General features: G+C 60.2%; 8 protein-coding genes and 2 pseudogenes. 3 read left to right on the forward strand and 7 right to left on the reverse strand.

What is annotated here, in order from left to right; genetic code table 11:
- A pseudogene (locus ACHIRB_RS09355) lies at positions 1–273 on the reverse strand (hypothetical protein); the annotation flags it as partial.
- Between the two features lie 194 nt (positions 274–467).
- Here ACHIRB_RS09355 and ACHIRB_RS09360 point away from each other — a divergent pair.
- A complete protein-coding gene (locus ACHIRB_RS09360) occupies positions 468–1,385 on the forward strand; it encodes a M24 family metallopeptidase (RefSeq protein ID WP_395112630.1) in 918 nt (305 codons plus the stop codon).
- A gap of 144 nt (positions 1,386–1,529) precedes the next feature.
- On the forward strand, positions 1,530–1,868 hold the full coding sequence (locus ACHIRB_RS09365; RefSeq protein ID WP_395112629.1) for a DUF2834 domain-containing protein: 339 nt from the start codon (positions 1,530–1,532) through the stop codon (positions 1,866–1,868).
- Between the two features lie 4 nt (positions 1,869–1,872).
- Here ACHIRB_RS09365 and ACHIRB_RS09370 read toward each other — a convergent pair whose 3' ends face one another.
- Both ACHIRB_RS09370 and ACHIRB_RS09375 read right to left on the reverse strand, forming a co-directional pair.
- Entirely contained in the window at positions 1,873–3,144 is a 1,272-nt protein-coding gene (locus ACHIRB_RS09370; protein ID WP_395112628.1) for a serine hydrolase domain-containing protein, read from the reverse strand.
- A 191-nt stretch (positions 3,145–3,335) separates the two neighbouring features.
- Positions 3,336–4,274, reverse strand: coding sequence for an SDR family oxidoreductase (locus ACHIRB_RS09375; RefSeq protein WP_395112627.1), 939 nt, complete (start codon positions 4,272–4,274; stop codon positions 3,336–3,338).
- 132 nt (positions 4,275–4,406) lie between these two features.
- On the opposite strand from ACHIRB_RS09375, the gene ACHIRB_RS09380 reads away from it, so the two are divergent.
- On the forward strand, positions 4,407–5,249 hold the full coding sequence (locus ACHIRB_RS09380; protein WP_395112626.1) for a helix-turn-helix transcriptional regulator: 843 nt from the start codon (positions 4,407–4,409) through the stop codon (positions 5,247–5,249).
- Between the two features lie 302 nt (positions 5,250–5,551).
- Here ACHIRB_RS09380 and ACHIRB_RS09385 read toward each other — a convergent pair whose 3' ends face one another.
- From ACHIRB_RS09385 to ACHIRB_RS09400, 4 genes and pseudogenes are all read right to left on the reverse strand, one after another.
- Complete coding sequence (locus ACHIRB_RS09385) at positions 5,552–5,869, reverse strand: hypothetical protein (protein WP_395126615.1); 318 nt, start codon at positions 5,867–5,869, stop codon at positions 5,552–5,554.
- Between the two features lie 357 nt (positions 5,870–6,226).
- A complete protein-coding gene (locus ACHIRB_RS09390; RefSeq protein ID WP_395127677.1) occupies positions 6,227–6,670 on the reverse strand; it encodes a hypothetical protein in 444 nt (147 codons plus the stop codon).
- A 199-nt stretch (positions 6,671–6,869) separates the two neighbouring features.
- Positions 6,870–7,466: a hypothetical protein gene (locus ACHIRB_RS09395; protein ID WP_395126617.1), complete on the reverse strand. Its 597-nt coding sequence runs from the start codon at positions 7,464–7,466 to the stop codon at positions 6,870–6,872.
- A gap of 335 nt (positions 7,467–7,801) precedes the next feature.
- Positions 7,802–8,025, reverse strand: a pseudogene (locus tag ACHIRB_RS09400) (hypothetical protein); the annotation flags it as partial.

Genomic DNA, 8,025 nt, shown 5'->3' on the forward strand with positions numbered 1-8,025 from the left:
GCACCATTCTTTGTCTGCGACACAGTCCTCTGCCGAATTAGCGTGAAAGCGCGAGGCTAGGTCGATTCGTTCGCCAGAAGGTTGTCCGTCGTCGTCGGGATATGCACGGACATGTGCCGTAATCGCACGCGGCTCGACGCCCGCTGCGAACGAGCCCAGATCGCCAGCGGCGCGCTCGGAGACACTGACCGCGATACGGGTGTCGGGCAGCGTCACCGAACGGCCCGAAACCTGCTCGCGAATTGGCCACACCCGTCCGGCACTCGAACCCACGTCGTGCTCGATCCGACGCAACAAAACGCCGACCTGCGCGCTATCGGGCGACAACATACTTTCGGCAGGTCGGGAATTGCATACCGAGCACGATACGCCTCAGCGATTTCGCGCATCGCAGGCTGCCGAATCGGCGCCAGAATGGCGGAAACAGTTCATCATTGAAACAAGTCCCTACCGGAGATGGAGCGCAGATGGGTGACCAGACACTGAGTCGTTTCGGTATTCCGTACATGAGCGACGAGGCAACCGCGAACATACAGAAGCTGTTCGAAGGCGAACCCTTTCAGCAGATGACCATCAAATCTGCCGACGATATCGCCAAGATGAAGGCAGCGGGAGCTGTCGGTGCGCACGTTCTCGACGAGATAAGTGCGCATATCGTTCCCGGAATCACCATCCGAGAGATCGATCAACTGACCCACGATCTGATCGTCGGCAAATACGGCGCCGAAGTTGTTCGGCTTGCCGTGAAAGCGTCCGGCACCGGAATGGCCCACGCGGACAACATATCTGCCAGCTATGCGCTCAACGACGTGGTTGCCAATGCGCCGGCCGACGAGCGCGCACTCCGGACAGGTGATTTGTTCGGAATGGACATCAGTGCACGCAAGGACGGCTGGTCGTGCGACACAGCCAGGCGTTGGATCGTCGGCAATGATGCGTCGCCAGAAGTCACGGGACTCTACGCAGCAAGTCTGCAAGTGATGTGGCACGTGATCGGATTGGTCAGACCGGGTGTCACACTCAACGAACTCGGTGACGCCGCAACAGCTTTCGCTGAAAATCATGGTTACAGGATCATCCACACCTTCCCCGCCGTCGGACACAGCATCGGACGTGAGCACAACGACGGCTGGTTCATTCCGTGGAAGTCCGGTGGTCTCAACGAAGGGCGCGTAGTCCAAGAGGGCATGACGTTCAGCATCGAGATCTACCTGACCACCGGGTCCGGTGAGATGCGACTCTTGACCAACGAAGTGGCCAGCTTGGTCACAGCGGATTCCGCGCCTGCCGCGTACTGGGAACATATCGTCGCGGTCACGTCGACGGGGTGTGAGGTACTCGATCTTCGGGCAGGCGAAGACCCGGCCTGGGCGCGGACTGAATAACCAACACCGACGGGCGATGGGTGGGCTTCAAACCGTTCCGCGGGTGGTCGGCGTGTGCCGAGTGTGCACCTGCCGTCGGCAAAATCGACTTGCGCGGCAGAGAAGTGCACACTCGCGCGAAGTGTTTCAGCCGAAGGAGCGTTGATGACCAAGTCCGACAAGATCGCATGTTTCATCTACGCAGCCGTCGCTGTCGCCGCCCTGATCTGTTCGCAGTGGGTCCTGATCGACTACATCGTTGGCCCTGGTGGCGTCGCAGACGCACTGAAAGCGACAGTCGACGGACACATCGCAACATTCGTCACGATCGATCTGCTGGCCGTCGCGGTGGCGGCCACGGTCTTTATGATCGTCGACGGTCGGCGCAACCGAGTTCCGCTGTTGTGGCTCTACATCGCGCTCGTCTTTGTGGTGGCAATCAGCGTCGCGTTCCCGCTCTACCTGATTGCCCGCACTAGGAAGCTTGCAAAAGCGACTTGCTGATCGGTCAGCGTGGAGGCGTCAGTCTTGCCGGGTCCGCGGGCTCCCCGTCCGGTCCATAGAAGATCGGCATGATGCCTTTGAGAACAGCGAGCGCCGTACCTTCGCCCGCAGGCACAGTCGCGAGATTGGTCGCGATAACAATCGTGAGTTCGCTCGTCGGATCGTATCCGGCGAAGGTCATGAATCCAGGTATTTGGCCATCGTGACCGAGCAGTGAGCCGAACCTCGCAATACCGAGGCCATATCCTGCGCGCGGATCGATGGGCAGGATGCTGTCGAGCCGAATCTTTTGCATCTTCTCGTCGAGAAGTCCACCTTTGACCACCGCCTCGATGTACGTTGTCAGGTCGCCGACGGTAGAGATTGCGCCGCCAGCGGTCCACCCCCATGACGGGTTCCAGTTCGTCTGGTCGGCCGGCTTCAGCTTGCCGTCCACCGCTGCCTTCTGGTCTGCTGCCGACATTTCGTTCTCGTCGCTGGGGAACGAGTAGCCCTGCGGATGTGGATCAGGGATCGAGGTATCGGTCGCGGCCGGGAAGGACGTGTGTTTCAGGCCGAGGGGTTCGAAGATCCGTTCCGTGAAGGCTTGCTCGATGGACTTTCCGGTCAGTTGCTCGATGACAAGTCCGAGCAGAATGATGTTGGTGTTGACGTATTCGTACTTCTCTCCGGGCGCGGACACGTTCGGATGGGAGAAGGCAATGTCGAGCAATTCGTCCGGCGTCCACGCCTTCTCCGGATCGTTGTTCAGAGTGGCGTCGAATCCAGGGTCCGCGGTGTAAGTGAAGAGGCCACTTCGCATTTCGGAGAGTTGAGCGATCGTGATGTTTTCGCCGTTGGGGACGCCCTTGCGGTATTTGTCGATCGGGTCGTCGAGGGAGAGCTTGCCCTCCTGCACCAGTTGGAGAATGACGGTCGACGTCATTGTTTTGGTGATGCTGCCGATCCGGAAATAGTCGTCGACCGACATCGGTACGTCTTCGCCGACTTTTTGGGTGCCGAACGTAGCGGTCGAGTCGCCTTGCTTCGCCGACTTGATCACCACAATCGCTCCGGGGATTGCGTTGTCCTTCATCACCTTCTCCACCGCAGACTTGACCTCGGCGGCATAGCCGGGGTCGGCGGGCGTAGAGGTGGAGGGGAAGGGGAAGGGGGAGGGGGAGGGGGAGGTGCCCGACGATGTCGTTTCGCTCGAATCGTCGGACGACGAACAACCAGTGACGATCAACAATGCCGCTGCCGCAATGGATGCCACAGTTCTGGTTCGGTACCTCATGGACTATCTCCGCTCGCAATCGGCTCCGACCTCGCAGATTCGATGGTAGATCCAAAGCCTTTCTTTGATACGACAATTACTGAATTACGGAGAATCGCGGGTCGTAACCTTTAGCTAACGCTGCATATTCGATGCAAGAGTCTCGTCAATTCCGCCATGACCGACTATTCGAACGAAGGCAATTCATGAAGTCAGGCGAAGGAAACGCCCGTCAGCTCCTCGGATACCGTCCACAGTCGCGTTGCATTCTCGTTGTTGCGCAATGGCTTCCACAGCTTCTGTTCGCCGGGAGGGCCACCGACGTTTCCTGGCCACTGCGGACCGTAGAAGCCGCCGTCCGTCGATTCGGGCATGGTCGCCGCCATTACAGCGGGTAGCTTCGCGCTCTCGACGGTTCCAACGACGAGACCTCGTGCCGAGAACCAACGAATCAGTCGCACACCCAATGTGTCGTCTGCGCGTCCGACTTCCGGACGCGCTGCGAGCAGGCTGGTCGGGGCAACGCCGGGATGGGAGATGTTGCTCGAGATACCCCAGCCTGCGGCGCTGCTACGGCGACTGAGTTCGAGACCGAAGAGGCCGCATGCGATCTTCGACTGCGAGTAGGACTTCTGGCCGCTGTATTCGCGCTCCCAGTTCAGATCGTCCCAGTTGATCGCGCCGCTGCGTGCAGCGATGCTCGTTTGCGAGGTCACCCGCGCCTGCCCGGCTTTGAGCAGCGGAAGCAAGTGTCCCGTCAGTGCGAAATGGCCCAGGTGGTTGGTGCCGAACTGCAGCTCGAAGCCGTCTGCAGTGGTCTGGCGCTCGGGCGGCGTCATCACCCCCGCATTGTTGACGAGGAAATGGATCGGGGCGCCATCGGCGATCAGCTTCTCACCCAGTGCCGCGACCGATGCGAGCGAGGACAGGTCCATCGACTCGAGCGCGAGTTTGGCATTCGGGTGCTGAGCTCGAATCTTTTCGACAACGGCCTCACCCTTGCGCGGGTTGCGGACGGGCATGATCACCTCTGCGCCAGCGCCGGCGAGTTTCCTCGCGATACCGATCCCGATGCCATCACTTGCTCCTGTCACCACCGCTCGTTTTCCCGACAGATCGGGGACGGTGATGTCGGTTTGCTTGCGTGACATGAGGTTTGCTCCTGACTTGGCTCCCAGGTGCACCGGTTGGTGCTTGACGACAACTCTGCCCGGTGTCGTCGGAGTTATCCACGGTTCGACAATCCGTGGCTGAGCAATCGCGCAGAAGGAGAGAATGCATTCATGATCGATCGAGCGGGACTTGCCGAGTTTCTCCGTAGCCGTCGGGACGCGTTGCAGCCCGGGGATGTCGGACTACCGCGTGGGCAGCGACGCCGCACCGCCGGATTGCGGAGGGAAGAGGTCGCCGCTCTGTGCCACATGTCGACCGACTACTACGCGCGTCTCGAGCAGGAACGTGGCCCAGAGCCTTCCGAGCAGATGATCGCCTCGATCGCGCAAGGTCTGCATCTTTCGCGCGACGAGCGCGACCATCTGTTCCGCCTCGCCGGGCATCAGCCGCCTGCGCGGGGGTCGAGTAGCGACTACGTCAGCCCGGGAATGATGCGGATCTTCGACCGACTCGCCGACGACACCGCAGCCGAGATCGTCACCGAACTAGGGGAGACGTTGCGTCAGACACCGCTCGGCGTCGCGTTGATCGGCGATGCGAGCCGATACACGGGGCCGTCCTGCAGCATCGGCTACCGGTGGTTCACGGATCCGGCCACTCGCGCACTGCACCCGCCCGAGGATCACGAATTCTTCTCGCGCATGTATGTCTCGGGGCTTCGGGGCGTGCTCACCCTGCGAGGGCCGGGCTCGAAAGCCGCCCACCTCGCGGACTTGCTCACGACGCAGAGTGCGGAGTTCCGAACCTTGTGGAAGGAACACGAGATCGGAATCGCGCCGAACGAGGTAAAGAGGTTCTCCCATCCCGAAGTCGGTGCGCTGGAACTGAATTGCCAGACGTTGCTCGACCCGGAGCAGTCGAACTGGCTGCTCGTCTACACCGCGGTGCCCGGGAGCGAAAGCTACGAGAAGCTGCGCCTGCTGTCGGTAATCGGCGCATCGACTTCGGTCTGACACCTCGGCGGCGAGTCCAATCCGACTCGCGGGATTACATTGTATGGGTGAGGACTTCGGGATACGCGCCAGGAGATGTTGTTTTCTTCGCGGACGGACCGTTCCGAGGCATCTGTGGTGTGGTACGCGAAGTAGATGCTCGACGAGAGCGGTTGAGCATCGACTTCGACGAGGGCCTCGTTCACCGTGAAGGGGGCGTGCTGTCGGTTCGCCGACATAGCCTGTCCGCCGGATTCGACGAAATCGAGCTCGCCTGAAGTTTGGTGGTCGGCGGGTTGGTGGCTATGGGAGCACGGGGTTCGTTACGCCTGGATAACTTCGATCCCCACCATTGCGTTCAGCGAATCGCAACTGGCCCAGGACTGGTTTTGCCCGTACTGCCGTGGACCGTACTTCCAGTAGACGAACGGAACGGGCCACGCGACACACGTGAGTTTCACCTGGTGCCAGGTTGGCTGCTCACAATTCGCCATTCCGCCGGTATTTAAGATGCTGTAAACGTGACAGTTGGCCTGCGGCACCGGCACATCGGCCTGAGCCACGCCGCCACCAACGAGAACGCCAGTTGCAGTTGCTGTGGCGATTACGGCGCTGGCGACAATCCTTTTCGCAGATCGCATTTCCGAACCTCCTGAATAGGTGATGTTCGGAATATCGCACAATCGAGCCCAACAGTTACCGGTTTCCAGAGGAAACGAGTCAGCGTCGTTGACCGGTAGCGATGCATATTCGATTCATTCGAATTGTATAGCTGCTGGGCGCGATAACCACGAAATGACTTGCACTCGCTAAGTCTCGTCGGGCGTGAATGCATCGACGCACACGGCCTTGGGGAATGATGGACACTGCAACGAGGGACTCGTGCTCTATTCTTGGCGCTCGTTCCGTCACGACTCGTTCATCGTGAAGGCACCCAGGATCGGCGATACCGGGAAGCGTGAGTTCGAATTTACGACCCGAGCGCTGCGTTCCACCAGTTATCTCAGCGTGCTGAAGCAGGGGGTCTGTGCGCTGTGTTTCTCGGTATCCGCATTGGGGGCGTCGGTCGGCGCTATCGCGATATCGTCGCAATAGCCTGTGCGCTCGTCACCCAACGCCGACTTCACGTCGACCGACGCGACTTCTTTACCCGACCCGTCGACACTCCGCAGTGAGGGTGCGCCCGGATCCACCCAGAGAAAGCTGGTGCCGCGAGGCCCACCTGTCGTGAACAACGGTCGTTCGTACAGCTGGGTATCGATGCTTGCCAGATCTGCCCCTTCTGGCGAGCGGACGAGCAGAATGTCCGGATCTCCGGATTCGTCCCCGTCGACGTTGTAAGCACCGACCCGGGTGTGATCAACTCCTGAGCCCTGTACCCCGATGCATCGGAGTCGTCCGAACAGGCGGTGAAACCTGCCACGACGACCACACAAACGCACACACGAACTAGGGAGCGGGCGCGAGCTACTGGACGGAAAGGGACGCGGAGGTTACTCATGCTCACGCCAGGGGTGCACAGGTCCCCGACCTGCGGTCCAGTCTGTCAGCCGCGATTGTTCGACGTCGTGAAATGTCTCAATTCGAAAGGCGCTCAACGCCGCTCGAATCGTCGGTCCGCGGCCACGCCACAGCTGGGGGCTACCGAGCCAAGCTTGGGTGATGTACGGCGACGGTTTCCCCGTTGGTCAAGTGCACAACAACCTTCGGCTTTTCCTTCCAGCGTCCGCGTAGAACCGCTAGGACGACTCCGTCGGCTCCGACGTCGCCGCTGTCCGAGTCGACCGAAGTCGCCATCTCGAATCGAGATACGCCTTCCGCTGCGATTCCACTCAACGACAACCACGCGACATCCGGCAGATCTTCGGCCATGGACGGAGCGCCGGTTTGATGGAGAGCCAATAGTTGCAAGAAGGACGTGCGAAACGAACGATCGAAACCGACTCGAGGATTGGGTACTCCGTGGAGGACGCTTGCGGTCGCCGAATTGTCCTCTTGCTGAACAAGGATCACCCAACGGCTGGTGTCGCAAGCGAATACGACGGCAGTATCGGCGTCGCGTTCGACCAAACGGACTGGTCCGAATCGGTCACCGGCGGGGGCGCGGTGCGAGAAAGGGACTGCTTCCGCGGCAAGCGTCACCATCGGGTGGGATCGGAGGTCCTCGTCGATTCGGTCGTGAACCCGCGACAAGGCTTGCTCCGGCTCGTCCGGCCAACTACGAATTCGGATGCTCACGCAGACCTCCAAGCCTGGTTCGTTGAACGGATGCCGATGCGGTCCGCATCGAATTCGTAGGTTGGACGGGATTCGGTGCGTATTGCAAGCGTGCCCGAGAACGTGAGCTGACGCGAGGAGATGAGACCCATGAATGCAGTAGCCAGGTGGGTGCTCCCACTCGAGTTCACGGATCCGCGATCGACGAAGGTGTCGCCGGGAGCGCCTCTACAACAGGCATCCCCAAAGGTAACTCCATGCAAATTCACCTCTGAGACATCGTCGAACGGTGTCATCGAACGCAATTTCACTCTGAACGAGATCACCGGCGACGCCGATCTCTTCGCACTTCTGACTCATCGGCCCGGATATTCTGCATGTATGTCGCCGCCGAACAACTTCCAGTAGAAGGCATTCATCTTTGCCGCGGCTGGTGCGTAACGTATCAATAGCGTGGCCACAATTGGCGACACGTCAGCCGGGACACGTCCACTGGCGCAACGAATTACGTATTCGTTGCGGGCTAGCCCAGATCTTTCTCCGGGCTGACGTGCCGGCTTGATCTGTTTCGGATTGGGTT

Origin of the sequence: Antrihabitans spumae (genome assembly GCF_043944905.1) — a bacterium.
Lineage (GTDB): Bacteria > Actinomycetota > Actinomycetes > Mycobacteriales > Mycobacteriaceae > Antrihabitans > Antrihabitans spumae.

Bases quoted from the DNA above. Each gene is read 5' to 3' on its own strand.
- ACHIRB_RS09360 (WP_395112630.1), top strand. From the start codon at position 468: ATGGGTGACCAGACACTGAGTCGTTTCGGTATTCCGTACATGAGCGAC.
- ACHIRB_RS09365 (WP_395112629.1), top strand. From the start codon at position 1,530: ATGACCAAGTCCGACAAGATCGCATGTTTCATCTACGCAGCCGTCGCT.
- ACHIRB_RS09385 (WP_395126615.1), bottom strand. From the start codon at position 5,869: ATGCGATCTGCGAAAAGGATTGTCGCCAGCGCCGTAATCGCCACAGCA.
- ACHIRB_RS09375 (WP_395112627.1), bottom strand. From the start codon at position 4,274: ATGTCACGCAAGCAAACCGACATCACCGTCCCCGATCTGTCGGGAAAA.
- ACHIRB_RS09380 (WP_395112626.1), top strand. From the start codon at position 4,407: ATGATCGATCGAGCGGGACTTGCCGAGTTTCTCCGTAGCCGTCGGGAC.
- ACHIRB_RS09370 (WP_395112628.1), bottom strand. From the start codon at position 3,144: ATGAGGTACCGAACCAGAACTGTGGCATCCATTGCGGCAGCGGCATTG.